The sequence below is a fragment of the Streptomyces gottesmaniae genome, from assembly GCF_031845845.1.
GTDB lineage: Bacteria > Actinomycetota > Actinomycetes > Streptomycetales > Streptomycetaceae > Streptomyces > Streptomyces akebiae.
Genome location: NZ_JAVRFJ010000049.1, coordinates 22,289 through 49,126 on the forward strand (window position 1 = coordinate 22,289; position 26,838 = coordinate 49,126).

Here is a 26,838-nt window from a genome sequence, read left to right on the forward strand (position 1 = left end):
TAGACCTGGGTGGTCAATTTGGGCAGACGGTAAGGAAATTCATCCGTCGTGCCAGCTGGACGCCGGCCTGTTCACAGGAACCTGCCGAACCTGCCGACGTCCCACGCGTCCCGCCGCGGCCTAGCGGCGGACGTGTCCGTCACCGGTGACGATGTACTTCGTGCTGGTCAGCTCGGGCAGACCCATCGGGCCGCGGGCGTGCAGCTTCTGCGTGGAGATGCCGATCTCGGCGCCGAATCCGAACTGACCGCCGTCGGTGAAGCGCGTCGATGCGTTGACGGCGACCGTCGTGGAGTCGACCAGCTGGGTGAAGCGGCGGGCGGCCTGCTGGGAGGTGGTCACGATCGCCTCGGTGTGGCCGGAGCTCCACAGCCGGATGTGCTCCACGGCCCGGTCGAGCGAGTCGACCACGGAGGCGGCGATGTCGTACGACAGGTACTCGGTCTCCCAGTCCTCCGTGGTGGCCTCGACGACGGTGGCCTTGGAGTCCTTGGCGTAGGCCATGACGCGCTCGTCGGCGTGGACCGTGACCCCGGCGTCGGCGAGCGCGTCGAGGGCGCGGGGCAGGAACTCGGGGGCGATGTCCTGGTGGACGAGGAGGGTCTCGGCGGCGTTGCAGACGCTGACGCGGTGGGCCTTGGAGTTGATCAGGATCTCGACCGCCGTGTCGAGGTCGGCGTTCGCGTCGACGTAGACGTGGCAGTTGCCGGTGCCGGTCTCGATCACCGGGACGGTGGACTCCTCGACGACCGTACGGATCAGGGAGGCGCCACCGCGCGGGATGAGCACGTCGACCAGGCCGCGGGCGCGCATCAGCTCGCGCACCGACTCGCGGCTCTCGCCGGGGACCAGCTGGACGGCGTCGGCGGGCAGGCCCGCGCCGCCGACGGCGTCCCGCAGGACCCGTACGAGGGCGGCGTTGGACTCGTGGGCGGAGGAGGAGCCGCGCAGCAGGACCGCGTTGCCGGACTTCAGGCAGAGCGCGGCGGCGTCCACGGTCACGTTCGGGCGGGCCTCGTAGATGATGCCGACCACGCCGAGCGGGACGCGGACCTGGCGCAGGTCGATGCCGTTGGGGAGGGTGGAGCCACGGACGACCTCGCCGACCGGGTCGGGCAGCGCGGCCACGTCGCGGACGTCGGCGGCGATCGCACGGATCCGCTCCGGGGTGAGCGTCAGCCGGTCGACGATCGCCTCGCTGGTGCCGGCCTCCCGGGCCCGCTCGATGTCCTTGGCGTTGGCCTCGACGACGTCACTCGTACGGACTTCCAGCGCGTCGGCGATGGCGAGCAGCGCGTCGTCCTTGTCGGCGCGCGGGAGCGGCGCGAGGTCGGCGGCGGCGGCCTTGGCACGGTAGGCGGCGCGGTTGACCGGCGTCATGGAGTCGTACGGCGAGAGCGAGGTCATACAGGAAGGGTAGTCCGCCCGGCGGAGGGGCTCCTCGCGTGTTCCACAGCGCGAGACACGCGCGCGTCACGTCCACGGAGGACATGGCGGAGGACGGTGCGAAGGGACACCGCCGGGGGACTTCCCACGCCTTCCGGCGGGACGGGGCGGGCTTCCGGCGGGACGGTCAGTACGGGTGGACCCCCACGGGCGTGGCCGGGGAGGGGCCGTAGCCCTCGGCGATGCGCTGGTGGTACGTCTGGCGGTCGATGACCTCCAGGCCGACGATCTCCCAGGGCGGCAGCCCGGCCGTCCGGCGGTGCTCACCCCACAGGCGCAGGGCGACGGCGGCCGCGTCGTGGAGGTCGCGGGCCTCCTCCCAGTAGCGGATCTCGGCGTGGTCGTGGGCATAGCGGCTGGTCAGCAGAAAGGGGTGGTCGTGGGCGAGCTGTTCCAGGCCGCGCCGCACCTCCTTGAGGGGGGCCTCGGGTCCCGAGAGGCTCAGCGTGACGTGCCACAGGCGGGGCAGGTCCTGCGGCTCCTCGACGCTGTCGCCCTCGTACGTGTCCGAGGCGGCGACGCTGGTGAGCGTCCGCTCCTCGCCGGCCGCACGGGAGGTACCACCACCACGGGACGCCGCGGCCCCGGGGCGCACTCGTCTCACGACGGCCTCCTTCGCAACGATGTCGTGCCTGGCAATAGGTCGTGCAATAGGGCGTGCGGAATCTCCCTGAGACAAAGTTGAGCAGGCTCAGGGACTTCGCGTGGCGGTTTTACGGAACGCGCACGCCGGGGCCCGTGCCGCGGCCCCCTCCGGGAGGCCCCTGGTCAGGGATGCAGGAGGACGAGGTCGTCCCTGTGTACGACCTCTCGTTCGTACGCGGGACCCAGCTCGCGCGCCAGTTCCCGGGTCGAGCGGCCGATCAGCTGGGGGATCTCCTTGGCGTCGAAGTTCACCAGCCCGCGCGCGACGGCCCGGCCCGTGCCGTCGCGCAGCTCCACGGGGTCACCGGCGGTGAAGTCGCCCTCTACGGCCGCGATACCGGCCGGCAGCAGTGACGTACGTCGCTCGACGACCGCGCGGACGGCGCCTTCGTCCAGGACGAGCGCGCCCTGCGGCGTGGAGGCGTGCTGGAGCCACAGCAGCCGGTCGGCGGACCGCTTGCCGGTCGGGTGGAAGTAGGTGCCGGTGTCGCCGCCCGAGAGCGCTTCCGCCGCGTGGACCGCGCTGGTCAGGACCACGGGGATGCCGGCGCCGGTGGCGATGCCGGCCGCCTCGACCTTGGTGACCATGCCGCCGGTGCCGACACCCGCCTTGCCGGCGCTGCCGATCTCCACGTGCGCGAGGTCCTCGGGGCCCCGTACCTCCGCTATCCGCGACGTACCGGGCTTGCTGGGGTCGCCGTCGTACACGCCGTCCACGTCCGACAGCAGGACCAGCAGGTCCGCCCGGACGAGGTGGGCGACGAGGGCGGCGAGGCGGTCGTTGTCGCCGAAGCGGATCTCGTCCGTGGCGACGGTGTCGTTCTCGTTGACGACCGGCAGCGCGCCCATCGCGAGGAGCTTGTCGAGGGTGCGGGAGGCGTTGCGGTGGTGGGCCCGGCGGCTCATGTCGTCGGAGGTGAGGAGCACCTGGCCGACCCGGATGCCGTAGCGGGCGCAGGAGGCGGTGTAGCGGGCCACCAGCAGGCCCTGGCCGACGCTGGCGGCGGCCTGCTGGCGGGCGAGGTCCTTGGGGCGGCGGCGCAGGCCCAGGGGCGCGAGCCCGGCGGCGATGGCGCCGGACGAGACCAGCACGATCTCCCGCTCACCGCCGCTGCGGACCTTGGCGAGGACGTCCACGAGGGCGTCCACCCGGTCCGCGTCCAGGCCCCCGGAGGCCGTCGTCAACGACGAGGAGCCCACCTTGACGACGATCCGGTGCGCGTCCCGCACGCCCTGCCTTGCCGCTGACACCTGTATCCCCAATGTTCCGAACCAGCCCGGTGTGTGCACTGCGCAATCTACGGGAGCGGGCGGACCGGACGCGTGCTCATTTCGAGGGGCGGACGGCGCGACGAGCCGGGCGGACGGAGGCCCTCAGGCTCGGAGGCCTTGATGAGGAGATGCTGTGACGTCGCTCAAGGTTCCAGGCGTAATGTCCGACTAGCGACTATTGCGCCCTCGGGAGATTGCTCCTCGGCCTCCCTAGGTCATACGGTCAGGGATCGGCCTCCTCAGGCCACCCCCGACTCACCCTCCCCCCTTCATCCGTCGCACCCTCCGCAGGAGCCCAGCCCGTGCCCTCCGCAGGCCTCGCACCCCGCCGCATCGCACAGCTCTCAGCGCTGCTCGCGATGTTCGCGCTCTTCACGGCCCAGATCGTCTCCGCGCTGCTGCCGAACATCCCCCTGTTCGTCGCCGCCGGCGCGGCGGGCCTCGTCCTGGACACGTTCCTCCAGTACCGGGATCCCGGACTGCTCGCACCGCTGAGCAAGGTCCGCTTCGACGCACTGGTGCGCCAGCTGCTCCGCGACATGCTGATCCTGGTCGGGCTGCTGCGCATCGACGGCATCGATCCGCTGCGCGAGCAGGCCCCGCTCCTGGTCGCCCTCATCGCGTTCTACGCGGTGCACTTCGCCTGCCAGGCCGTCTCGGTGCTGGTCCGCCGCACCCGGACCCTGCCGATCGTCACCCGCAACATCGACGCCTCCGCGCTGCGCCTGACCGCCTCCCCGCCGCGCATCCTGGCCCGGCGCCAGGCCCACCGGCTGCTGACCTTCTCCCTGCCGGTCACGGCCGGCCTGCTGCTCACGGCGGCCACGAAGGACGCCGTCTGGGGCTTCGCCGGCGTCGGCGCCGGGCTCGCGCTGCTCTTCCTGGGCACCACGTACCTCGCGACCTGGCTGCTGCCGAAGAAGCGCGCGAAGAACGAGCAGCAGGTCATGGAGTGGCTGGACGGATGGCTCGCCGAGTACCGGCCGACCACCGCGATGTACTTCTCCGGCGGTACGACGTCGGCGTACCAGGCGAACATGTGGCTCTCGACACTCTCCCAGCTGGAGAAGCCGCTGATCGTGCTGCGTGAACGCTTCATGGTGCAGAAGATCGACGCGACCGACGTGCCGGTCATCTGCTTCCCGAAGGTCTCGACGATGTTCTCCCTGGAGAACTCGACGCTGAAGATGATGCTGCACCCGGCCAACGCCGCGAAGACGTCCCAGGTGCTGCGCATCCCCACGATCAAGCACGCCTTCATCAACCACGGCGAGAGCGACAAGCTGTCGTCCTGCAACCCGTACGCCAAGGCGTACGACGAGGTGTGGGTCGCCGGTCCCGCGGCGCGCGAGCGGTACGCGCTCGCCGAGGTCGGGGTGGAGGACAAGGACATCGTCGAGGTCGGCCGCCCGCAGCTGGCGCCGATCCGTCCCTACGCGGGCCCGCCGACCGGCGCGTACACCACCGTCCTCTACGCCCCCACCTGGGAGGGCTGGGACGGCAACCCCGGCAACACCTCCGTGGTCCTGGCCGGCGAGAACATCGTCCGGCAGCTCCTCGCCGACGACAAGGTCCGGCTGCTGTACAAGCCGCACCCGATGACCGGCTCGGTCGACCCGCGCGCGGGTGCCGCGAACGAGCGGATCAAGGCGATGATCCGGGAGGCCAACACCAAGCGGTCCGGGGCTCGCCCCGGTCCCGAGGCCGCCGCCGAACTCGCTCGCCGTACGGCCGAGCTGGACAAGCTGACCTCGACGTCGTTCCGGGCCAGCGCGGACGAGATGGAGCGGATGCTGCTGCAGGGCACGCCGAGCGGGAACCGTGAGGCGGCCATCGCCGAGGCGACGCTGGCCTGGGAGAGGGCGTACTGGGCGTCGTTCCCGGAGTGGGAGCACCGGATCATCACCGAGGCGCGACCCGCGATCTTCGCCTGCTTCAACGCGTCGGACCTGCTGATCAGCGATGTCTCGTCGGTGGTCTCCGACTGGCTGTCGAGCGAGAAGCCGTACTCGGTCGCCAACACCTCGGGTCTGCCGGAGGTGGCGTTCCGGGCGGCGTTCCCGACCGTCTCCGCGGGTGTCGTGCTGACGCCCAAGGCGGACGGTGTGCCGGCGCTGCTGGAGTCGGTCCGCGACCCCGAGAAGGACCGTTTCACGCAGGCCCGCGCCGAGCTCAAGGAACAGCTGCTCGGCCCCTCGGACCCGCCGTCCCTGGTCCGCTTCGACCTCGCGGTGAAGGCGCTCTGCGCCAAGGCCGACGACCGTCGCGCCCGTATGGAGTCGCGCCTCGCCGACGAGGTGCCGTCGCCCCGGAAGCCGGAGGAGTCGAGCGACGAGCTCTCGGAGGGCGAGCCCACGGAGGCACTCGCCTGACGAGGACGGACGACGACAGCCGAAGGGCCCCGGTTCACCACCGGGGCCCTTCGTCGTGTTCAGGTCACAGGGAGGCCGACCCCACCCCAGGTAGCCGGCGCGACAGAGGCCCGGGCGCCGAGGAAGCCCAGGGCGCCCAGGGAACCTCCGGTCCTAGAACGGCTCGAAGTCGTCGTACTCCTTCTCGAGCTCGTCCCGCTCGGCCTGTCGGTCGCGGCGGCGCTGGACGGCCGGGCGGGGCGCCTCGAAGCGGTGGTCCTCGCCACGGCGGCCGAGCATCTCCGCACCGGCCATGACGGTCGGCTCCCAGTCGAAGACGACCGCGTTGTCCTCGGGTCCGATGGCGACGCCGTCGCCGGAGCGGGCGCCCGCCTTCATCAGCTCCTCCTCGACACCGAGCCGGTTGAGCCGGTCGGCGAGGTAGCCGACGGCCTCGTCGTTGCTGAAGTCGGTCTGGCGCACCCAGCGCTCCGGCTTCTCACCGCGCACGCGGAAGAGCCCGTCCTCCTCCCGCACGACCGTGAAGCCCGCGTCGTCGACGGCCTTGGGCCGGATGACGATCCGCGTCGCCTCCTCCCTCGGCCTGGCGGCGCGCGCACGGCCGACGAGGTCCGCGAGGGCGAAGGACAGCTCCTTCAGCCCCGTGTGGGCGACGGCGGACACCTCGAAGACCCGGTAACCGCGGGACTCCAGGTCCGGCCGCACCATCTCGGCGAGATCCTTGCCGTCGGGCACGTCGATCTTGTTGAGGACGACGATCCGGGGCCGGTCGCCGAGGCCGCCGTACTGCGTCAGCTCCTCCTCGATGATGTCGAGGTCGGAGACGGGGTCGCGGTCCGACTCCAGGGTCGCGGTGTCGAGGACGTGGACGAGGACGCTGCACCGCTCGACGTGGCGGAGGAATTCGAGGCCGAGGCCCTTGCCCTGGCTGGCGCCCGGGATCAGGCCCGGCACGTCGGCGATCGTGTAGACCGTCTCGCCGGCCGTGACCACGCCCAGGTTCGGGACGAGGGTCGTGAACGGGTAGTCCGCGATCTTCGGCTTGGCGGCGGACAGGACCGAGATCAGCGAGGACTTGCCGGCGCTGGGGTAGCCGACCAGCGCGACGTCGGCGACGGTCTTGAGCTCCAGGACGATGTCGCCCGTGTCCCCGGGCACGCCGAGCAGCGCGAAGCCGGGCGCCTTGCGGCGGGCGGAGGCGAGGGCCGCGTTGCCGAGGCCGCCCCGGCCGCCCTGAGCGGCGACGAAGGAGGTGCCGTGGCCCACGAGGTCGGCGAGGACGTTCCCCTGCCTGTCGAGCACGACGGTGCCGTCCGGGACCGGCAGAACCAGGTCCTGCCCGTCCTTGCCGGAGCGGTTGCCGCCCTCGCCGGGCTTGCCGTTGGTGGCCTTGCGGTGCGGGGAGTGGTGGTACTCGAGGAGAGTCGTCACCGACTGGTCCACGGTCAGGATGACGTCGCCACCCCGGCCGCCGTTGCCGCCGTCGGGGCCGCCGAGCGGCTTGAACTTCTCCCGGTGGACGGAGGCACAGCCGTGACCTCCGTTACCCGCGGCGACATGCAGTTCGACGCGGTCCACGAAGGTGGTCATGGTGGGGTGCCTCCTGGGGGTCCCCCCGGCCGGGGGCCAGGGGTGGTACGGGTTCAGTTATTGGGTAACACGCGAAAGGCGGACCCGCCTTCCCGCACGGGAAGTGAGGTCCGCCTCGCGAAAGACTGTCCGAAGACTTTTCCGATCAGCCGACCGGAACGATGTTCACGACCTTGCGCCCACGGGCGGTGCCGAACTCGACCGCACCGGCGTTCAGCGCGAACAGCGTGTCGTCCTTGCCACGGCCGACACCCGAGCCCGGGTGGAAGTGAGTGCCGCGCTGGCGGACCAGGATCTCACCCGCGTTGACGACCTGACCGCCGAAGCGCTTCACGCCGAGGCGCTGAGCGTTGGAGTCACGACCGTTACGGGTGGACGATGCGCCCTTCTTGTGTGCCATCTCTCCTCAGTCCCTTACTTCGCAGCCGCGGGGATCTCAGTGACCTTGATCGCCGTGTACTGCTGGCGGTGGCCCTGACGACGGCGGTAGCCGGTCTTGTTCTTGTAGCGCAGAATGTCGATCTTCTGGCCCTTGTGGTGGTCCACGACCTCGGCCTGGACCTTGATGCCGGCAAGGACCCAGGGGTCGCTGGTCACGGCATCGCCGTCGACGACGAGCAGGGTCGAGAGCTCGACCGTGTCGCCGACATTGGCGGTGGAAATCTTGTCAACCTCAACGATGTCGCCGACAGCAACCTTGTGCTGGCGACCACCGCTGCGCACGATGGCGTACAAGCGGATCTCACTCTCTCGCTCGGGAACGGCACCCCCGCAGTCCAGCCGTCCGACATACGAACGGCCTCTCCCACGGCGCCCGGCGCGCGGAAGGAATGAGGTTTACGGGGATGTGACGCGTCGCTACCTACGGACACGCCGACGGTCAAGGTTACGGGGCCGTGCCCGAAGGGGTCAAACCGAGCCCCTCCCCCCGCTACGCGGCGGGCTTCTCGCCGTCCGCCGGCAGCGGCTTCACGCCCTTGCAGAGGTCGGTGGTGTCCGCCTTGCCCGGGTAGGCGACGCCGATCACCTTGTCGAAGTGCGTCCTGTACATGTCGTGCACCGCATCGTCGTCGACCTTGACGATCGCCTCGTCGTTCTCGCGCAGTGCGGGCCCGGTGTAGTTGCCCGACCCGGTGAAGCTGATCTTGTTGCGCACGCCGTCGTACTGGCCGTCCACGAGGATGTACTTGGTGTGGATGATGTACGGCGTGGTCAGCTTCTTCCCGGGGTCCAGCGGGTCCCGGTCGTCGTTGTAGCACCGCACGGTCGGCCCGCCGGACGTGTGCATCTTCTCCCACGTCCCCTTGGTCCCGCCGCTGCTCTTGGCGCTGTCGGACTCGGCGTACACGATGCTCACGTTGCAGCCGGCCTGCTTCAGGGCGACCAGTTTCTCGGCGATCGCCAACCGTGTGATCTTGAAGATCGCGACCCGCACCCAGGTCTTGCGCGTCACACCGGCGCCGTCCTTGTACGAGCACTGCACGTTGTTGAGCACCGAGTACACGGTGTCGGTGGCCCTGGTGTTCCCGGCCCGGGGGAAGAAGTACGCCTTGTAGAGGCCGTTGCTGACGGTCCGGTACTCCCAGGCCGCCCAGTCCCGGGCGACCATCGTGTCGAAGTAGTCCGCGTACGCGTCGTACATCGTCGGGTTGTTCGGCAGCAGCAGCGCGTCGTTGAAGAACTTGGTGTGCGCGGAGGGCGTCGAGTTCGACGTCGTCTGCACGACCACGTTGGTGGCGCCCTCGACCGCCGAGAACAGCCAGAACTTGTTGTGCATGATCGACTGCCCGTACTTCGGATCGCCGAGACAGGACCTGTCGACGGCGCACGTCGCTATGTACGAACCCTTCGTCCGGTCGGTGCCGAGCGCCGCGACCAGGCTGCCGTACGCGGTGTTGGTGGGGCGGTCGCTGACGCTCGACTCGTCCAGCAGGACCTGGACGCGCACGCCCCGGTCCTTGGCGGCGACGAGCGCGTCGACGACGGACGCCTCCCACACGTGGTAGACGGCGACCTTGATGGTGGAGCCGGGCAGCGCGGCGTCCGTCAGCTCGATGAGCCGGGTGCGTATCGCGAGTTGCTCGGCCCCGTCGCCCAACGGGTCGTTGAAGAGCGGGCCTTCGGTCCAGGTCGGCGCGGCCTGTGCGACGCCCGCGGCCATCGTCACCTGCACACCGGCCGCCGCCAGCACGGTGGCCAGTGCCACCGCCCCACGCATGCGCACGCGCGCCATGCGATCTCCTCCCCGTCACCGCCCTGCCCGGATGTCCACGACAGCGCCCACGACTGCGTATACAACTGCGAATTCGACTACGTGAGTGTTGCAGGCGTCTGCTGACGCTCCAAGAGGGAGGGGGTGCTGATGAGACGACAGAGATGACTAAACGTCTCAAATCTCCCCAGCCGGTGTGAAGTTACTCTCCCCGAACACGCCGATGCCCCCACCGGTCGGGCAAACCACCCGGTAGGGGCATCAGTTGGAGCGGACCTCGGGCCCGCCCCGTGGGGCTCAGCTCTCGTCGGTCGAAGCCGTGACCGTGGCCGAGGACTGCTCGGCGGCCACGGTGGTCTTCTTCGTGGCCGACTTCTTCGTGGCCGCCTTCTTGGCCGTGGTCTTCTTCGCGACCGTCTTCTTGGCGGCCGCCGTCTTCTTCGTGGCGGCCTTCTTCGCCGTGGCCTTCTTGGCCGTCTTGCGCGCCGCCGCCTTCTTGGCCGGCGCCTCGGCCTCGGGCTCGGTCTCCTCGGCGGCCGGAGCGGACTCCTCCACCGGGGCCTCGGCCACGTCCTCGGCCGGAGCCGACGGGACCACGACCACGGCCGCCTCCTCGGACGCGGTGGGCGCGGTCGCCTTGCGCACGGCACGCCGACGCGGGCGGGCCGGAGCCGCGCTCTCGGCGACGGCCGCCGCCTCGGGCTGCGCGGCCTCCTCGGCCACGGGCTCCTCGACCACGGGCTCCGGGGTCGGCTCGACCACCGGCTCCGGAGTCGGCTCGACCGTGACCACGGCGTCGTCCGCCGCGGCCCCGGCCGGCGCGCCCGCGGGGGCGGACACCTTCCGGGTCGCCCGACGACGCGTACGGCCCTTGGGCGCGGCCTCCTCGGTGCTCGGGGCGGCGGCCGGCATCTCGACGACCGGGTCCTCCACCGCGACCGGCTCCGACTCGGCGGCCTCCCGCGACTTCGGGGCACGGTCCTCGGAGACGGTGGTGACGGCCACGGCCTCACGCGACTCACGGGACTTCGGGGCACCGGAGGGCGCGGACGCCCGCCGGGTCGCCCGACGACGCGAACGACCACGCCCGACCGCCGCCTCGGCCTCGGCGACGCTGCTGTACAGCTCCTCGTCCGGCTCGAACTCCGGGGCGGGCAGCGCCACGGGCTCGGCGACCTCGGCGGCCACCTCGGCCTCGACCAGCTCGGCCTCGACCAGCTCGGCCGACTCCGCCGGCTCGACGGCCTCGGGAGCGGACACGTGCTCGTGGTCGTGCTCGGCACCGCCACGCCCGCGCTTACGGCGCTTGCCGCCACCGCCGACGGCCGTCGGCTGGTCCATGTGCACGATCACGCCGCGCCCGTTGCAGTGGACGCAGGTCTCGGAGAAGGACTCCAGCAGACCCTGGCCCACCCGCTTGCGGGTCATCTGCACCAGGCCCAGCGAGGTGACCTCGGCGACCTGGTGCTTCGTACGGTCGCGTCCCAGGCACTCCAGCAGGCGCCGCAGCACCAGGTCCCGGTTGGACTCCAGGACCATGTCGATGAAGTCGATCACGACGATGCCACCGAGGTCGCGCAGCCGCAGCTGACGCACGATCTCCTCGGCCGCCTCCAGGTTGTTCCTGGTGACCGTCTCCTCCAGGTTGCCGCCCTGGCCGGTGAACTTGCCGGTGTTGACGTCGACCACGATCATGGCCTCGGTCTTGTCGATCACCAGCGAACCACCGCTGGGCAGCCACACCTTGCGGTCCAGCGCCTTCATCAGCTGCTCGTCGATACGGTACGTCGCGAAGACGTCGACCTCGGAGGTCCACTTCTGCAGACGCTCCGCCAGGTCGGGCGCGACGTGCGAGACGTACCCGTGGATGGTCTCCCAGGCGTCCTCGCCGCTCACGATGACCTTGGAGAAGTCCTCGTTGAAGATGTCGCGGACGACCCGGACGGTCATGTCCGGCTCGCCGTACAGCAGCGTCGGCGCGTTGCCGTTCTTGGCCTTCTTCTGGATGTCCTCCCACTGCCCCTGCAGCCGCTCGACGTCGCGGCGCAGCTCGTCCTCGCTCGCGCCCTCGGCGGCGGTGCGCACGATGACGCCCGCGTCCTCGGGAACGATCTTCTTGAGGATGGTCTTCAGCCGCGCCCGCTCGGTGTCGGGCAGCTTGCGGCTGATACCGGTCATCGACCCCTCGGGGACGTAGACCAGGTAGCGGCCCGGCAGGGAGACCTGGCTGGTCAGACGGGCGCCCTTGTGTCCGATCGGGTCCTTGGTGACCTGGACGAGCACGGACTGCCCGGACTTCAGGGCGGACTCGATCCGGCGCGGCCCGTTGGCCATGCCGAGCGCCTCGAAGTTGACCTCACCGGCGTACAGGACGGCGTTGCGCCCCTTGCCGATGTCGATGAAGGCGGCCTCCATCGACGGCAGCACGTTCTGCACCTTGCCGAGGTAGACGTTGCCGACGTACGAGGTCGACTGCTCCTTGTTGACGTAGTGCTCGACGAGCACGCTGTCTTCCAGGACGCCGATCTGGGTGCGCTCGCCGCTCTGGCGGACGACCATGACGCGTTCGACGGCCTCGCGGCGGGCGAGGAACTCCGCCTCGGTGATGATCGGGACGCGACGGCGACCCTGCTCACGGCCTTCCCGGCGGCGCTGCTTCTTGGCCTCCAGCCGGGTGGAGCCCTTGATGGACTGCACCTCGTCGGACGGCTCGGTGTCCTTGGCGCGCCGCTCGCGCGGCTCACGGACCTTGACGACCGTGCGCTCGGGGTCGTCGGTCGTCTCGCCCTCGGAGCCGGAGTCACCGGCGCGACGACGGCGGCGGCGACGCCGACGGCTGCTGCTGGAGCCCGAACCGGAGTCCTCGCGCTCGTCGCCCTCGTCCTCGGCGTCCTCGTCCAGCTGCTCGGCGGTGTCCTCGGCGTCCTGCGCGGCCTGCTCGGCGGCGAGTTCGTCGCCCTCGGCGGCGTCCTCGGCCTCGGCCGACTCGCCCCGGCGACGACGGCGGCCACCCCGGCGACGACGGCGACGCGACCCGGTGGACTCCTCCTCGCCGTACTCGTCGCTCTCGGCGGAGTCCTCGCCGGTCTCCTCGGACTCCTCCGGCTCCTCGGACTCCTCGGGCTCCTCCGGCTCGTCGGCGACCACGGTGGCGGCCGCGGGCTGCTCGGCCTCGGCGGGCTCACCCCGGCGACGACGGCGACGCCGCGACCCGCCGGTGGGCTCCTCCTCGGCGAACCCGCCGAGGCCGGTGGTCTCGGCGCTCTCGGGGGTCTCGGCCGGCTCGACCGTCACGGTCTCGTCCTCCGCCTCGGCGGCGGCCTGCGCGGCGGCGCGCTCCGGCGTCTGGAACATCGGCTCGGTGAACACCGGCGCCTGGAACACGGCCACGGCGGGCCGCGACGGACGCGACGGCGCGTCCTCCGCCTTCGGCGGGGCGGGCGCGGAGAATCCCACGGCGGCCTTGCGCGTGGCCCGACGACGGGGCCGACGCGGGCCACCGTCCTCGTCCTCGGCCTCGGCAGCCGCCTGCGGTGCCTTGACCGGCTCGGGGGAGGCGGCCTCGGCGGCGGGCACCTGCTCGGCCGCGGCCGGCGCGGTCTCGGCGGCCACGGACTCGTCCGCGCGCTCGTCGGCGGCGGCGCCCTCGGACGCGTCGGCGGGCGCGGCGACTCGGCGCGTGGCACGCCGACGGGTACGACGGGGCGCGGCCTCCTCGGCCGCCGCCTCGACCGGCGCACTCTCCTGAATCTCGGCGGGCGCGGTCTCCACGGCCTCCGCCGGAGCCTCCACGCTCTCGGCGGCCTGCGCCTCACCGGCGGGCGCGGACGCCCGGCGCGTGGCGCGACGGCGCGTACGCCCGGCGGGCGCGGCGTCCTCGACGGCGGCGGGCGCCTCGGCAACGGCTGCGGGCGCGGCGGCGGCCTCGGGCTCGGCCACCGTCGCCGTCTCGGCGGGCTTCTCCGCAGCGGCCTTGGGCGCGCTCGTGGGGGCGGTGGCGCGGCGGGTCGCACGACGGCGCGTACGCCCGGCGGGCGCTTCTTCCTCGACCGCGACGGGCATCTCGGCGGCGCTCTCGGGGGAAGCGACCGGCGCCACGGTCTCGACGACCTCGACGTCCTTGGGCGCGCCGGCGGGGGCGGAGGCGCGGCGGGTCGCACGACGGCGCGTACGCCCGGCGGGCGCGGCCTCCTCGGCGGCGGGGGTCTCGGCCTCCGTCCCCTCGGCCTCGGTGACCTGCGCGTCCTCAACGGTCACGTCGTCCTCGACGGTCTCGGTGGTCTCGTCCGCCTCGGTCGGCTCGATGGCCGCGAGGTCCTCGGACTCGGCGGCCTGTACGGCCGGCGCGGTGGTCTCCGCGGCCGCTTCGGAGGCGGCGGACGGCGGTCCCGCGGGGCGGGACGCGGCACGGCGGCGACGGCGCGGCGGCAGGGTGTCGCTCGGCGTGTTGTGTTCGGAGCCCTGCGTGGGCTCGGCGGGTTCGATCGATTCGGGCATGCGGGCGTTTCTCCCGTCAGGCTCCCGGGCGCCGCACCCGGTCCGGCGTTGGCCGGTGACGTCCGCGGCTCGCGTCGTACGCGACTACCGCCGTCCGGGGCGCGGGCGCCGCACGGGAGCTCTCTGTGTCCTGTCTCGCCGGTTCCGTACGCCATGTTGCGTACGGCCTGGCGAAAGTCTTGTGGTCGGTGCGCTGCCCGACCCAGGTGGCTCCCGGATCAGAGGGCGGCGCTACGACGTCCGTCCCTACGCGGGGCCTACCGGCGCCGACGCCTTCGCGGCGGCAGCGGGTTCGGCCGTTGAGGGGGCCGGCGCTGCCTCGCGGTCGGGCGCGAGCGGGTCGGTCACCGTGCCGGTCTCATCATCGAAAAGCCCCTGCGCCAGCCTGGTCACCGCTGCGGGGACCGGCGGCGCCAGGTCGGCCACGGCGCGGAGACCGGACAGGACGTCGTCGGGTCGTACGGCAGGCGTCACGTGCCGAACAACCAGCCGCAGTATCGCACAGGGCTGGTCCGTCGGCCTATCAGCCTGTGGACCGGGCGTCTCAGAACCGTCCGTACCGGCGCTTCCGTCACGTCCCTCACGTGCGTCGTGTTCCTCACGTGTGTCGTGTCCGTCACGGCTGTCGAGGTCGACCACGGCGGCACGGGCGTCGAAGGTCCGTAGGCCGTTCTTGGTCCTGCGCTGGACCTCGACGAGGTCCGACGCCTTGAAGACCTCGACCGCGCGCGCGGCCTCCTCGGGGTCCACGCCGTCCAGGCGCAGTTCCCACACGGAGGCCGTGAGCCGGTCGGCGAGCCCGGAGGTCCGGGCCTCGACCGCGTCGACGATGTCGAGGCCGGTGGGCAGCGACTCGTCGAGCAGGATCCTGAGCTTCTCCGGATCACGCGCTTCGGTGAGCGCGATCTCCAGATACTCCGCCTCACTGCCCGTGCCGGTGGGTGCGGCATTGGCGTACGACACCTTCGGATGCGGCGTGAACCCCGCCGAGTACGCCATCGGCACCTCGGCACGGCGCAGCGCACGCTCGAAGGCGCGCTGGAAGTCACGGTGGCTGGTGAACCGGAGGCGGCCGCGCTTGGTGTAGCGCAGTCGGATGCGCTGCACCGCGGGTGCGGGCGGCGGGCCTTCGGGCTGTCGCTTGCCCAGTGTCGTTCAGTCCTTCGTGAGAGCGGTCGTACTGCTACCAAGAGTACGTGCCTCGGCGGCCCGCGGTTCCCGCCTGGGGACGGACTTCGGTTCCGTCGGCTGTCCGAAGAGGGCCGAGCGCACGCCGGCGCGGGCCTGGCGGACGGTCTCACGGGCGGTGGTCAGCGCCTGCCGGGTGACCCGGTCCACGGCCCGTCCGGCCGCCGCGACCGGCTTCCACACCGTGTCCCGGACGAAGTGACCGGCGGGTGTCAGGACGGTCCGGTACACCCACCGCGTCGGCTCGACCAGGATCCACCGGAACAGGTTCGCCAGGAACCGTCCGACGGCGAGCGAGATCCGCCCGGCCACCCGCCACGCGTGCCCGAGGGCCTCCCCGACCTCCCTGCCGACGACGGCGAGCAACCGTCCGACGGGCACCAGGATCCAGCGCCACAGGGCGAGCGCGGGCAGCACCAGCAGCACGCGCAGCGTCCAGTACACGCCGGTCCAGAGCCCGGTGAAGATCATCCGTACGAGCCACACGACCCCCGTGGCCACCCACGCGATCGCATGCCCCACGGGCGTCAGCACATACCGGTACAGCCACCCGGCCGGTACGACGACGAGGCAGCGGACCAGCCAGGCGATGCTCAGCCCGACCGGCACCACCGTCCACCGGTACAGCCACAGGAGGCCGGCCAGGAGACCTCGGGCCACCCAGCCGCATCCGGCCCGGAGACCGGCGACCACCCACGCGATCGCGTGCCCCACCGGCGTCAGCATATACCGGTACGCCCACACCGCCGGCACGACCAGCAGCCGGTACCCGAGCCACCCGAGAAGCCGCGTGACCGGCACGACGACGTAGCGCCACAGCGCCACACAGGGCCACACGAGAACGGCCCGACCGACCCACAGCAGCGCACGGCCCGCCGGCCGCAACACGGTGTCCGTCAGCAACCGCCCGCCCACCACCAGCGCGTCCCACGCCATGCGCACGGGCAGGACCAGCACGAGCACCACGATCCGCACCGGAATCCGGATCACGGCGACGAGACACCCCTCGGGCGCCCGCTGCGGCTCGCGCGCCCGCTGCCCCTCAGCACTCCCTTGCGCAGTGGGCGTCAAGCGCGCCTCGGGTGTCGCGCGCGCCTCCGGCGTCTGCTGCCGGGCAGGCCTTTTCTCCAGGTCCATGACGACGTAGACGCCTCAGCGTGTCGTCCGGATCCCGCCCACGTCGGCGAGTTCCGACCGCACCGTCCCCGGTGGACCGCCCGCGTCTCCTACCGCTTGCGCCTGGAAGATCTCGAGGACTTCGCGGACCTCGTGGAGGCGGCCGCCCTGCCGGTCCGGGCGGCCTTGGGGCGGCGCACCACGGCGGACAGGTCCGGCCGGCCGGCGTGCGGCGCGGAGAACTCCCGGTTGATCTCGACCTGGCGGCGGATGCGTTCCGGCAGGTCCCGCATGGCCAGCAGGCGATCGCATGCCCGGAGCGCGGCGGCGTGGTCACCGACCCAGTGGGCGGTGATGGAGAACTCGAACAGCAGGCCCCACCGGTAGACCCAGGGCTTGGTGAAGAGCAGGTCGTCCGGTGCGGGCCGGTCGACGACGTCGACGAGAAGGGCGTGTGCGGTGTGATGGCGCCGCCGGAGCCGCAGCCGCGAGGCCAACTCGTAGCAGGCTTCGAGCCGGGTGGGACGCGCCTCCCAGGCACGGGAGAACGTGTCCATGGCTCCCGGCCAGTCCTCCTCCTCCGCTCGGAGGATTCCCGCTTCCAGGAGCGAGCAGTAGACCTCCTCGCCCCAGCCGCCCATCGCCGCACGCCGCTCGTACAGCTCGATCGCCTCCCGCGCGTGACCGAGGTCCCGTTCGGTGTTGGCCAGGTAGAAGACGGTGCGGGGGTTGGTGGGGTCGCGTTCCAGCTCACGCCTGAGCAGTTGTGCGTCACGTTCGAACTTGTCGCCGCGACAGCCGCCGTCCGCGTGGTCCTCGATGACGAGGGCGTCCAGGTTCTCCTGGACATCGGGCCCGTCGGTGCACGGGTACTCGTGGGTGACCCCCTCGTAGCGCCAGAGCAGGTCCCCCCGCATCAGGTGCTTGAAGCGGTGCTGGGTGCCCGGTGTGTCGTAGCGCAGCATGTACGAGGTCGCTGTGAGCCGGGGCAGTGGCGCGTCCTGACGCAGTACGTGGTCGGCGTCGACGGTGAGCAGGAAGTCGGCCTTCCCCCGGGCGTGTTGGATGTTCCGGGTCCGGTTGTGGCCGAAGTCGACCCAGGGTTCCTCGCGCAGTTCGCCCGGGACGCCGTCCAGCGCCTCGCGGATCAGGTCCTGCGTGCCGTCCGTCGAGCCGGTGTCGGTGATGACCCAGGTGTCGATCAGTGGGCGGACGGAGGCGAGGCAGCGCTCGATCACTGGCGCCTCGTTCTTGACGATCATGCAGAGGCAGATGGTCTGCGGCTTCACGGCCTCACCGGTCCCGGGACGTTGGAACGCTGCCCGAGCGGCCGCGTGACATACCTCCTCATATCGCACAGATAACAGCAGCCGACGCCGAATTAGCCCACCCGTGAGGCCGGTTTAGGCCGATTTGATGATCTCCATCCCCGTCCGGTCCAGCTCGCTGGTCGAGCCGGTGGACAGGGGCGAGGCTCACGATCGAGTGCGGGGAAAAGCCCCAAACCGGTTGAAACAAGGAGCACATAGATGAGTCCTGAGCGCAGGACGATCTCGCTGATAGGCCCGCTGGCACGCCACAGAATCACCAAGGTCAGCACGTATGCCTCGCTCGCACTTGCGATGACCGCCGGACTCGCCGGCCCGGCCGCGGCGGCGACGGCAAGCATGTCCGAACACTCCACCGTGACGAGGGCCGGCGACGACGCATGCCCGCCCGCCGACGCGAACGGTGATCAACACCACACCGACGACGGACAACACCAGGACGCGTACGACGGATCGGCGCCCGACTGGTACGACGAGCAGGACCGGAACCGCACGGCGGCACTCGGTGGGAACGACGACCACTGTGAGGTGGGGCCCAGCGGCCCGACCGGGCCTCAGGGACCCACCGGCCCGAAGGGCGACACGGGTCCCCAGGGTGACGTCGGCCCTCAAGGTGACGTCGGCCCCCAGGGAGAGGTCGGTCCCCAGGGCGACACCGGCGAGCAGGGCCCCGTCGGACCCACTGGCCCCACCGGACCCACCGGAGCGGACGGCCCCACCGGACCCACCGGACCCACCGGAGCGGACGGCCCCATCGGACCCGAGGGCCCCGTCGGACCCGCCGGAGCGGACGGACAGACAGGGGCCACCGGCGCCACGGGCGCCACGGGGCCCGCCGGCCCCTGCTCCGACATCGACGCCGTGCAGGACTCCAAGAAGCTCGAGTTCCGGGTCGTACTGACCGAGGGACGGGTCTTCGCGGGTATCCGCGACCTCCAGGGCGCGGTCGCCCACCCGTTCCTGTGGACCGACCTCAGCACCCACCCCAACTTCCCGGCGGGCGGCCGTGATTCGCAGGGCCGCTACGTCGGCTTCGCCTGCGGTGTCTCCGTCAACACGCACGCCGCCCACGGACACGGGCAGAAGGACACCGGCAAGGAGACGGGCAACGAGACGGGCACGGAGCACAGCCAGGGCACAGGCCAGGGTCACAGCCAGCAGGCGGGCCAGAGCCAGGGCCACGCCCAGCAGAACGGCCAGAACCAGAGCCAGGGCCATTCCCAGCAGACCGGCCAGAACCAGGGCCACAGCCAGAACACGGGCCAGAGCCACAGCCAGAGCCACAGCCAGAACCAGGGCACGCACACCGGCCACGCCCAGCAGACCGGTCAGAGCCAGAACCAGGGCACCGGCAGCGGCCACGCCCAGGACACCGGCAAGGACTACAGCCAGGGGTCTGGCCAGAACACCGGCAAGGACCATGGGGCGAGCCCCGGCACGGACCAAGGCGAGGGCAAGGGCCAGCCCAAGGGTGACCACGCGAGCGCCACGAAGGGCCTGGTCAAGTTCAACGTCGTCACCACCGTGGGCCAGATCTGGGAGACGACCTGCGTGCCGGTGGACACGCGGCCCCACGCCACCCTGAACTGCGACGACGCCGAGGGCAACCCGCGCCCCTGGTACCGGGTCGAGCTCCAGCCGTCGGACAACATCGTCAACGGCGGCTCGACCGTCACGCCCCGCGTGACCGGCCGGTAATACGCGAGAAGGGGTGCCCGGAAGCGGCCGAACGGCCTTCCGGGCACCCCTCACGGCCTGTCGGCCGCGGCGCCGGGTCAGTGACTGTGACCCGTACTCCCCACCGGCTGCTTCACCGACAGCGGCAGCAGCTTCTTGCCCGTCGGGCCGATCTGGATCTGGGTGTCCATCTGCGGGCACACGCCGCAGTCGAAGCACGGCGTCCAGCGGCAGTCCTCGACCTCGGTCTCGTCGAGGGCGTCCTGCCAGTCCTCCCAGAGCCAGTCCTTGTCGAGACCGGAGTCCAGGTGGTCCCAGGGCAGGACCTCTTCGTAGGTGCGCTCGCGGGTGGTGTACCAGTCGACGTCGAGGCCGAAGTCGGCCAGGGCCTTGTCCGCGCAGCTCATCCAGCGGTCGTAGGAGAAGTGCTCGCGCCAGCCGTCGAAGCGGCCGCCGTCCTCGTAGACCGCGCGGATGACGGCGCCGATGCGGCGGTCGCCGCGCGACAGCAGGCCCTCGACGATGCCCGGCTTGCCGTCGTGGTAGCGGAAGCCGATGGAACGGCCGTACTTCTTGTCGCCGCGGATCTTGTCGCGGAGCTTTTCGAGCCGGGCGTCCGTCTCCTCGGCGGAGAGCTGCGGCGCCCACTGGAACGGTGTGTGCGGCTTCGGGACGAAGCCGCCGATCGACACCGTGCAGCGAATGTCGTTCGAGCCGGAGACCTCACGGCCCTTCTGGATGACGCGGGTCGCCATGTCGGCGATCTGCAGGACGTCCTCGTCGGTCTCCGTCGGCAGGCCGCACATGAAGTACAGCTTCACCTGGCGCCAGCCGTTGCCGTACGCCGTGGAGACCGTACGGATCAGGTCCTCCTCCGAGACCATCTTGTTGATGACCTTGCGCATGCGCTCGGAGCCGCCTTCGGGCGCGAAGGTCAGACCCGAGCGCCGGCCGTTGCGGGTCAGCTCGTTCGCGAGGTCGACGTTGAAGGCGTCCACCCGGGTCGAGGGGAGGGACAGACCGATCTTGTCCTCCTCGTACCGGTCCGCCAGGCCCTTGGCGATGTCGCCGATCTCGCTGTGGTCGGCGGAGGAGAGGGAGAGGAGTCCGACCTCCTCGAAGCCCGTCGCCTTCAGCCCCTTCTCGACCATCTCGCCGATGCCCGTGATGGAACGCTCGCGGACCGGGCGGGTGATCATGCCCGCCTGACAGAAGCGGCAGCCGCGCGTGCAGCCGCGGAAGATCTCCACCGACATCCGCTCGTGCACCGTCTCGGCGAGCGGGACGAGGGGCTGCTTGGGGTAGGGCCACTCGTCCAGGTCCATGACGGTGTGCTTGGACACCCGCCACGGGACACCCGACCTGTTCGGTACGACGCGGCCGATACGGCCGTCCGCGAGGTACTCGACGTCGTAGAACGCGGGGATGTACACGGATCCGGTCCGCGCGAGGCGGAACAGGACCTCCTCGCGGCCGCCGGGCCTGCCCTCCGCCTTCCAGGCACGGATGATCTCGGTCATGTCCAGCACGGCCTGCTCGCCGTCGCCGATGATCGCCGCGTCGATGAAGTCGGCGATCGGCTCCGGGTTGAAGGCCGCGTGGCCGCCGGCCAGCACGATCGGATCGTCGAGCGTGCGGTCCTTGGACTCCAGGGGGATGCCGGCCAGGTCGAGGGCGGTCAGCATGTTGGTGTAGCCCAGCTCCGTGGAGAAGGACAGACCGAACACGTCGAAGGCCTTCACCGGGCGGTGACTGTCGACGGTGAACTGCGGGACGCCGTGCTCCCGCATCAGCGCCTCCAGGTCCGGCCAGACGCTGTAGGTGCGCTCGGCGAGGACGCCCTCGCGCTCGTTCAGCACCTCGTAGAGGATCATGACGCCCTGGTTGGGCAGACCGACCTCGTACGCGTCCGGGTACATGAGCGCCCAGCGGACGTCCGCGGACTCCCAGGGCTTGACGGTGGAGTTGAGCTCACCGCCCACGTACTGGATCGGCTTCTGCACATGCGGGAGCAGGGCCTCTAGCTGTGGGAAGACCGACTCGACAGACATCGCGGGGGTTACCTTCGTGAGCGGACAGGGGTGACCATCTAGCGTAACGCCCCCGGAGACACCCCTCGCACGCCCGTTTACCGGTGAACCGCCTGCGGACGGGTCCCCCGCTCAGAGGGCGGGCCCAGGCGGGCTCAGTAGGGCGGGCTCAGTAGGGCGGGTTCAGAAGAGCGGGCTCAGAAGAGCGGGCTCAGAAGAGCGGGCTCAGAAGGGCATGTCCTTGCTGATCCTGGCCCACTCCCCCGGCAGTGCCCCCTCCGCCAGCTCCGCCCGGCGTTCCTCCCTGCCGTACAGCAGTCCGTACGTGAAGGCGCTCTCCCCCGCCTCATGGGCCTGGAAGGCGAGGTCGCGCAGGGCCTCGCGGGCCATCACGCTGTCCTGGTGGTCGCCGAGGAGGCTCTGCAGGGACTTCATGTCCTTGACGAGCGCCTTGGCCGGCTTGCCCAGCAGGGGTTGTGCCGCCTCGGCCGCGTACCGGGTGCGCTTGGTCTTCTTGCGGGACTCGTGCATGGCCACGTCACGGTCGGACCCGGGCGGCTGCGCCAGGGCCTCCTCGACCAGGGCCGCCACCTTGCCGAAGCCCTTCTCGACCGCCTTGGTGATCACCTTCTCGGGATCGCCGTGGGCGGCCTTGAGCAGCGGCGGGTCCGCGATCACGGCGTCGAGGGACTCCAGCAGCTCCAGATAGCGCGGCTCGTTCAGGGCGTCGAGCAGCTCGCCGCGGGGGCCCGGTCCGTCGTCCTTCTCCGTCCAGGTGCGCAGGCGCGTACGGACCGGCCCCGTCACCAGGGTCTCGGGGAGGTTGTCGAGGGCCTCGGTGAAGCGCTCCGCCAGGACCTCCTGGTCACGGTCGACGCCGAGCTGGCCCGCCAGCCACTTCAGTTCCTCGCCGATCGGGTCCATGATCGCCCGGTCCAGGACCTTCCCGAACGACTTGAACGTGCTGCGCAGACGGCGTGTGGCGACCCGCATGCTGTGGACGGAGTCGAAGACGTCCCGGCGGACCGCGGGGTCCAGCTCGACGATCGCGTCACGCTGGGCACGGATGTAGACGAGGACGTGGTCCCCCGGCGTGACGGGCTCGGCGGACCCTCCGTCCTCCGCCTGCTTCCCGGCCCGCCCTTCGCCCTTCTCGCTCTTCTGTCCCTTGCCGCTCTTCCTGCCCTTCTTGGGTGCTGTCTCCTGAAGGGCCCTGGCCAGCTTCGACGGCGAGTCCGACGACCGTACGCCCGCCTTGCGCAGCTTCTTCTCGACCTTGTCGAGGAATGCGGGGTCCCCCTCGTCGGCGAGTTCGACCTCGATCTCGGACCACTGTGCGGTGCGGCCCTCCTCGGTGAGCCGCTCGGCGACCACGGCGTCCACGCTGACCTCGGCGAGGAGCGTGCCGTCCGCGTCGAGGAGCTCGCTGACGTCGCGGGTGGAGAGGATACGGACCAGCGGGACCAGCTCGGCCGACCGGACCCGGGAGCGGACCAGCCCGGCGAGTTCGTCGGGCAACGTGTCGGACAGCGGGGCTCGGATCTCGTCCCGTACCCCCGAGGAGACCGGGAACTTCAGATGCCAGCCCGCGTCGCTGCCGCCCGTACGGCGCCGCAGGGTGATGGACGCGGCGGCGAGGCGTTCGTCGGGGGTGTCGTAGTAGACGGCGTCCAGCTCCGCCACGCCCTTGTCTATGACGGTCGCGACCCCAGCCACACCGGTGAGGTCCGGCAGGCCGCTCTCGTCGGATTCGTACTTCCGCTCGATCTCGCGCTTGGTGTCCGCCATGAAATGAATCTAGTCGCATATTCGGCAAAGGGGCAGACCATCATGCCCCCGGTGGGGAGCGACGGCCTGCCCCGAAGGAGCGCCGTGCCCTACGCCGACATGGGGCGCTGCACTCTGATGGACTGGAGCAACCCCACCGCCACCCACACCGCGAACATCGACGAACCGCCGTACGACACGAACGGCAGCGGCAGCCCCGCCACCGGCATGATGCCGAGGGTCATGCCGATGTTCTCGAACGACTGGAAGGCGAACCAGGCGATGATGCCGCCGGCGACGATCGTGCCGTACAGCTCGGTGGTCTCGCGGGCGATGCGGCAGGCACGCCACAGGACGACACCGAGCAGCACGATGATCAGCCCGGCGCCCACGAACCCGAGCTCCTCCCCCGCCACGGTGAAGACGAAGTCGGTCTGCTGCTCGGGCACGAACTGTCCCGTGGTCTGCGAGCCCTTGAACAGGCCGGTGCCCAGCAGCCCGCCGGAGCCGATGGCGATCCGGGCCTGGTTGGTGTTGTAGCCCACGCCTGCCGGGTCGAGTTCGGGGTTGGCGAAGGCCGCGAAGCGGTTGATCTGGTACTCGTCGAGCACTCCGAGCTGCCAGACGGCGATCGCGCCCAGCGCGCCCGTGCCGATGAGGCCCAGGACCCAGCGGTTGGACGCGCCGGAGGTGAGCAGGACCCCGAGCACGATGACCACCATGACCATGACCGAGCCGAGGTCGGGCATGAGCAGCACGATCAGTATCGGGATGGTGGCCAGCCCGAGGGCCTGGACGACCGTGCGATGGTCGGGGTGGGCCTTGTCGCCCGCGTCCACCCGGGCCGCCAGCAGCATCGCCATCCCCAGGATGATCGTGACCTTCACGAACTCGGAGGGCTGGAGCGAGAACCCGCCGCCGATGACGATCCACGCGTGCGCGCCGTTGATGGTCGCGCCCATCGGGGTGAGCACCAGCAGGATCAGCAGCACCGAGATGCCGTAGAGGATGGGCACGGCCGTGCGCAGGGTGCGGTGGCCCAGCCAGACCGTGCCGATCATCAGGGCGAAGCCGATGCCGGTGTTGAGCAGGTGGCGGAGCAGGAAGTAGTACGGGTCGCCCTGGTTGAGCTCGGTGCGGTTGCGGGTCGCCGAGTAGACGAGGGCCGCGCCGATCAGCGAGAGCGCGATGGCCGAGAACAGTATCGGCCAGTCGAGCCGGCGGGCGAGCGAGTCCCGGGCGAACAGCCGGGTCCAGCCGGTGCGCTCGGGCCCGTACCCGGAGACGGAGAAGCTGTTGCCGGTCATCCGGACCTCCTCCGTCCCGTGCCGCTGCCGCGGCCGCCGCAACGGCCTCCGCCGCCCGTACGCCGTCGACCGCGGTCTTCGCGTCGGCGTGCGGCGCGGTTGGTGCCGCCGCCACGCGTACCGAGGATCGCCGCCGGGGCGTCGAAGGAGACCGGCAGGGCGCCCGGCCCCGCGGCGACGGCCTGGGTGCCGTCCTCGGCGGCCTCCTTCTCCGACTTCTTCGGCGGGTAGGTCTCCAGCTTCGGGGAGTCGATCGAGCCGTCGGACTCGATCTTCGGCAGTCCCTTCTGCGGGGTGGGCAGCAGGGCCTTCCTCTTGTCGATCTTTCCGTCCTCGGAGACGCCGTAGAGCGCGTTGTAGAGCTTGCGCACGGCGGGTGCCGAGGCGCCGGAGCCCGTACCACCCTGGGAGATCGTCATGACGATCGCGTAGTCCTCGGTGTACGTGGTGAACCATGAGGTCGTCTGCTTGCCGTAGACCTCGGCGGTACCGGTCTTGGCGTGCATCGGGATCTTGTCCTGCGGCCAGCCCTGGAAGCGCCAGGCCGCCGTACCCCGGGTGGCGACTCCCTCGAGAGCTTCGTCTATCTCGTCGCGGGTCTGCTTCGTCATCGGCAGCTTGCCGTGCGCCTTGGGCTCGATCTCCCGAACGTTCTTGCCGTCGGCGCTGACGATGGCCTTGCCGACCGTGGGGTCGTAGAGGGTGCCGCCGTTGGAGATGGCCGCGTAGATGGTGGCCATCTGAATGGGGGTGACCAGGGTGTCGCCCTGGCCGATGGAGTAGTTGACGGAGTCACCGGCGCGCAGGCGGTTGCCTTCGAGGCAGTTCTCGTAGGCGATCTGCTCGGCGTACGAGCCGCCCTTCTTGCCGTACTTGCACCAGGCGTCCTTGTTGGCCTTCCAGTAGTCCTGCTTCCACTGGCGGTCGGGGATGCGACCGGTGACCTCGTTGGGCAGGTCGATGCCGGTCTCGGCGCCGAGGCCGAACTGGTGGGCGGTCTTGTAGAACCAGTCCTTGGCGTTCTTCTTCGGCTTGGTGCCGCCGTCGCGCTTCCACTCCTCGTGGGAGAGGCGGTAGAAGACGGTGTCGCAAGAGACCTCCAGGGCGCGGCCGAGGCTGATCGCGCCGTGGCTCTGGGACTCGAAGTTCTTGAAGACCTGGCCGCCGATCGAGTACGAACTGGAGCACTGGTACGGGCCGTTGAAGGAGTAGCCCGCGTTCACCGCGGCGGCCGTCGGGATCACCTTGAAGACCGAGCCGGGGGCCGACTGGCCCTGGATCGCGCGGTTCAGCAGCGGGTAGTTGGACTTCTTGCCGGTGAGCCTGGCGTAGTCCTTGGCGGAGATGCCACCCACCCAGGCGTTCGGGTCGTAGTCCGGGTTGGAGGCCATGGCGACGACGCGGCCGGTCTTGGCCTCCATCACGACGACGGCACCGGAGTCGGCCTTGTAGTTCGTCCCGGTGTTGCGGTCGTTCTGCTTGCGGGCTTCCTTCATCGCCTCGTTGAGTTCGTACTCGGCGATGCGCTGTACCCGGGCGTCGATGCTGGTGACGAGGTTGGCGCCGGGCTGGGCGGGGTCGGCCTCGGCCTCGCCGATGACACGGCCGAGGTTGTCGACCTCGTACCGGGTGACGCCGGCCTTGCCGCGCAGTTCCTTGTCGTACTGGCGCTCCAGGCCGGAGCGGCCGACCTGGTCGGAGCGCAGATACGGCGAGTCGGTGTCCTGGGCCTTGGTGATCTCCTCGTCGGTGACCGGGGAGAGGTAGCCGAGGACCTGCGAGGTCTTGGAGCCGCCGGGACTCGCGTAGCGGCGGACGGCCTGCGGTTCGGCGGTGATGCCGGGGAAGTCCTCGGAGCGCTCGCGGATCTGCAGGGCCTGCTTGGCGGTGGCCTCGTCGGTGATGGGGATCGGCTGGTAGGGCGAGCCGTTCCAGCAGGGCTGGGGGGTCTCCGAGTCGCAGAGCCGGACCTTGGCCATGACGTCCTGGGGCTTCATGTCCAGGACGCCGGCGAGCTTGGTGAGGACGGCCTTGCCGTCGTCGTCCATCTTCAGCAGGTCGGTGCGGGAGGCGGAGACGACCAGGCGGGTCTCGTTGTCCGCGATCGGCACTCCGCGCGCGTCCAGGATCGAGCCGCGCACGGCGGGCTGGACGACCTGCTGGACGTGGTTGCCGGAGGCCTCCTTGGCGTAGGCGTCGCCCTCACGGATCTGGAGGTACCAGAGGCGGCCTCCGAGGGTGCCGAGAAGGGAGAAGACGAGGATCTGGATGATGACGAGCCGGATCTGGACCCGTGGTGTCCGCCCGGTCTCCGGGATGTTGGTCACTGCCTGTCTCCCCCTCTCAGTGCGTGAACGTGCCGTGCGCGAACGTGCGGTGCGTGCACCGGTG

The 26,838-nt window shown here is 70.8% G+C and carries 17 protein-coding genes; 2 read left to right on the forward strand and 15 right to left on the reverse strand.

The annotated features are described in order from the left end of the window. Window positions 1-120 precede the first annotated feature (120 nt). From RM704_RS38665 to proB, 3 genes are all read right to left on the reverse strand, one after another. Window positions 121-1,407 carry a glutamate-5-semialdehyde dehydrogenase gene (locus RM704_RS38665; RefSeq protein WP_033525822.1) on the reverse strand — a complete coding sequence of 429 codons (1,287 nt, stop codon included), beginning with the start codon at window positions 1,405-1,407 and terminating at the stop codon, window positions 121-123. Between the two features lie 166 nt (window positions 1,408-1,573). Further along, entirely contained in the window at window positions 1,574-2,041 is a 468-nt protein-coding gene (locus tag RM704_RS38670; RefSeq protein WP_033525821.1) for a DUF8830 family protein, read from the reverse strand. 173 nt (window positions 2,042-2,214) lie between these two features. Then, window positions 2,215-3,321: a glutamate 5-kinase gene (proB, locus tag RM704_RS38675; RefSeq protein ID WP_033525820.1), complete on the reverse strand. Its 1,107-nt coding sequence runs from the start codon at window positions 3,319-3,321 to the stop codon at window positions 2,215-2,217. Window positions 3,322-3,665: 344 nt separating this feature from the next. Here proB and RM704_RS38680 point away from each other — a divergent pair, with 344 nt between their 5' ends. Beyond that, complete coding sequence (locus RM704_RS38680) at window positions 3,666-5,735, forward strand: CDP-glycerol glycerophosphotransferase family protein (protein ID WP_033525819.1); 2,070 nt, start codon at window positions 3,666-3,668, stop codon at window positions 5,733-5,735. Between the two features lie 153 nt (window positions 5,736-5,888). Here the strand turns inward: RM704_RS38680 and obgE are convergent, their stop codons facing one another. The 8 genes from obgE to RM704_RS38720 form a co-directional block, all read right to left on the reverse strand. After that, window positions 5,889-7,325, reverse strand: a complete 1,437-nt coding sequence (gene obgE / locus RM704_RS38685) for a GTPase ObgE (RefSeq protein WP_033525818.1) — start codon at window positions 7,323-7,325, stop codon at window positions 5,889-5,891. A 145-nt stretch (window positions 7,326-7,470) separates the two neighbouring features. Beyond that, window positions 7,471-7,725, reverse strand: a complete 255-nt coding sequence (gene rpmA, locus RM704_RS38690) for a 50S ribosomal protein L27 (protein WP_033525817.1) — start codon at window positions 7,723-7,725, stop codon at window positions 7,471-7,473. Window positions 7,726-7,739: 14 nt separating this feature from the next. Beyond that, entirely contained in the window at window positions 7,740-8,060 is a 321-nt protein-coding gene (gene rplU, locus RM704_RS38695; protein WP_033525816.1) for a 50S ribosomal protein L21, read from the reverse strand. A gap of 196 nt (window positions 8,061-8,256) precedes the next feature. After that, window positions 8,257-9,558 (reverse strand): phospholipase D-like domain-containing protein, encoded by a 1,302-nt coding sequence (locus RM704_RS38700; protein WP_033525815.1) that lies wholly within the window; start codon window positions 9,556-9,558, stop codon window positions 8,257-8,259. Window positions 9,559-9,834: 276 nt separating this feature from the next. Then, the gene (locus tag RM704_RS38705; protein ID WP_311592559.1) at window positions 9,835-14,034 is read right to left on the reverse strand and encodes an Rne/Rng family ribonuclease; all 4,200 of its coding nucleotides are present in this window, start codon (window positions 14,032-14,034) and stop codon (window positions 9,835-9,837) included. A gap of 246 nt (window positions 14,035-14,280) precedes the next feature. After that, complete coding sequence (locus tag RM704_RS38710; RefSeq protein WP_033526474.1) at window positions 14,281-15,141, reverse strand: TIGR03936 family radical SAM-associated protein; 861 nt, start codon at window positions 15,139-15,141, stop codon at window positions 14,281-14,283. A gap of 48 nt (window positions 15,142-15,189) precedes the next feature. Next, the gene (locus RM704_RS38715) at window positions 15,190-16,359 is read right to left on the reverse strand and encodes a hypothetical protein (RefSeq protein ID WP_033526473.1); all 1,170 of its coding nucleotides are present in this window, start codon (window positions 16,357-16,359) and stop codon (window positions 15,190-15,192) included. 89 nt (window positions 16,360-16,448) lie between these two features. Further along, window positions 16,449-17,627: a glycosyltransferase gene (locus RM704_RS38720; protein ID WP_033526472.1), complete on the reverse strand. Its 1,179-nt coding sequence runs from the start codon at window positions 17,625-17,627 to the stop codon at window positions 16,449-16,451. Window positions 17,628-17,867: 240 nt separating this feature from the next. Here RM704_RS38720 and RM704_RS38725 point away from each other — a divergent pair, with 240 nt between their 5' ends. After that, the gene (locus RM704_RS38725; protein ID WP_033526471.1) at window positions 17,868-19,364 is read left to right on the forward strand and encodes a collagen-like domain-containing protein; all 1,497 of its coding nucleotides are present in this window, start codon (window positions 17,868-17,870) and stop codon (window positions 19,362-19,364) included. 77 nt (window positions 19,365-19,441) lie between these two features. Here the strand turns inward: RM704_RS38725 and RM704_RS38730 are convergent, their stop codons facing one another. The 4 genes from RM704_RS38730 to mrdA all read right to left on the reverse strand — a co-directional run bounded on the left by RM704_RS38730 (window position 19,442) and on the right by mrdA (window position 26,774). Beyond that, window positions 19,442-21,394, reverse strand: coding sequence for a TIGR03960 family B12-binding radical SAM protein (locus tag RM704_RS38730; protein ID WP_033526470.1), 1,953 nt, complete (start codon window positions 21,392-21,394; stop codon window positions 19,442-19,444). Between the two features lie 204 nt (window positions 21,395-21,598). Then, window positions 21,599-23,161 carry a CYTH and CHAD domain-containing protein gene (locus tag RM704_RS38735; RefSeq protein ID WP_033526469.1) on the reverse strand — a complete coding sequence of 521 codons (1,563 nt, stop codon included), beginning with the start codon at window positions 23,159-23,161 and terminating at the stop codon, window positions 21,599-21,601. 89 nt (window positions 23,162-23,250) lie between these two features. Beyond that, window positions 23,251-24,447, reverse strand: coding sequence for a rod shape-determining protein RodA (gene rodA, locus RM704_RS38740; protein ID WP_033526478.1), 1,197 nt, complete (start codon window positions 24,445-24,447; stop codon window positions 23,251-23,253). Next, window positions 24,444-26,774 carry a penicillin-binding protein 2 gene (mrdA, locus tag RM704_RS38745; protein WP_033526468.1) on the reverse strand — a complete coding sequence of 777 codons (2,331 nt, stop codon included), beginning with the start codon at window positions 26,772-26,774 and terminating at the stop codon, window positions 24,444-24,446. The genes rodA and mrdA overlap by 4 nt, the downstream gene beginning before the upstream one ends. Window positions 26,775-26,838 lie beyond the last annotated feature (64 nt).

What these genes read in the sequence shown, in the direction of transcription:
- RM704_RS38715 (WP_033526473.1), bottom strand. Translation starts at nt 16,359, where the DNA reads ATGGACCTGGAGAAAAGGCCTGCCCGGCAGCAGACGCCGGAGGCGCGC.
- RM704_RS38725 (WP_033526471.1), top strand. Translation starts at nt 17,868, where the DNA reads ATGAGTCCTGAGCGCAGGACGATCTCGCTGATAGGCCCGCTGGCACGC.
- rpmA (WP_033525817.1), bottom strand. Translation starts at nt 7,725, where the DNA reads ATGGCACACAAGAAGGGCGCATCGTCCACCCGTAACGGTCGTGACTCC.
- RM704_RS38735 (WP_033526469.1), bottom strand. Translation starts at nt 23,161, where the DNA reads ATGGCGGACACCAAGCGCGAGATCGAGCGGAAGTACGAATCCGACGAG.
- RM704_RS38730 (WP_033526470.1), bottom strand. Translation starts at nt 21,394, where the DNA reads ATGTCTGTCGAGTCGGTCTTCCCACAGCTAGAGGCCCTGCTCCCGCAT.
- RM704_RS38705 (WP_311592559.1), bottom strand. Translation starts at nt 14,034, where the DNA reads ATGCCCGAATCGATCGAACCCGCCGAGCCCACGCAGGGCTCCGAACAC.
- RM704_RS38665 (WP_033525822.1), bottom strand. Translation starts at nt 1,407, where the DNA reads ATGACCTCGCTCTCGCCGTACGACTCCATGACGCCGGTCAACCGCGCC.
- rodA (WP_033526478.1), bottom strand. Translation starts at nt 24,447, where the DNA reads ATGACCGGCAACAGCTTCTCCGTCTCCGGGTACGGGCCCGAGCGCACC.
- obgE (WP_033525818.1), bottom strand. Translation starts at nt 7,325, where the DNA reads ATGACCACCTTCGTGGACCGCGTCGAACTGCATGTCGCCGCGGGTAAC.
- RM704_RS38700 (WP_033525815.1), bottom strand. Translation starts at nt 9,558, where the DNA reads ATGGCGCGCGTGCGCATGCGTGGGGCGGTGGCACTGGCCACCGTGCTG.